1 protein-coding gene is annotated in these 554 nt (G+C 64.4%); it reads right to left on the reverse strand.

The features are described 5' to 3' along the window. Positions 1-13: 13 nt before the first annotated feature. Positions 14-355 (reverse strand): ArsR/SmtB family transcription factor, encoded by a 342-nt coding sequence (locus tag RSW2DRAFT_RS17020; protein ID WP_040672565.1) that lies wholly within the window; start codon positions 353-355, stop codon positions 14-16. Between the last annotated feature and the right edge of the window lie 199 nt (positions 356-554).

Genomic DNA, 554 nt, shown 5'->3' on the forward strand with positions numbered 1-554 from the left:
CCTTCACCATCCGTCACACCAGTTGATCGGACTCGGGCGCGCAGAATTCGCAGTAGAGCGTCCGCATGATCCGCGATGCCCGCATATCGGTCAGCGCGTAGGTGCGGGCCCGGCCCAGGCGCTCGGCGGCCACCAGCCCGTCGGCGCGCAGCCGGGCCAGGTGTTTGGAAACCTCGGCCTGCGGCAACCCGGTGAACGCCTCAAGATCGCCCACATTGGCCGGCCCTTCGGCAAGCCGGCAAAGGATGACCAGTCGTGCAGGATGTGAAATGGCCCTCAGAAACGCAGTCGTGACCTCGGCCTGTTCCAGCATCCGGGCCGCCGTTCCAATTTCAAGCAGAAGTTGCGGTTCCATATCGACAATCTTTCGCAGATGTCATGCCATGAACAAGTTTGATGCCCGGAATGGGGCCGCCGCACAAGGGTCCGTTTGCCGCGCCCGCGCGGTGTTGCAATGAGCGCGCCGCGCCTGAACACCTCGCCGCCGGTGTCCGACGAGATCCGCCGCACGACCTGTTACATGTGCGCCTGCCGCTGCGGCATCAACGTGCATC

It is taken from the genome of Rhodobacter ferrooxidans, assembly GCF_000176015.1.
In the GTDB taxonomy this organism is placed as follows: Bacteria; Pseudomonadota; Alphaproteobacteria; order Rhodobacterales; family Rhodobacteraceae; genus Pseudorhodobacter_B; species Pseudorhodobacter_B ferrooxidans.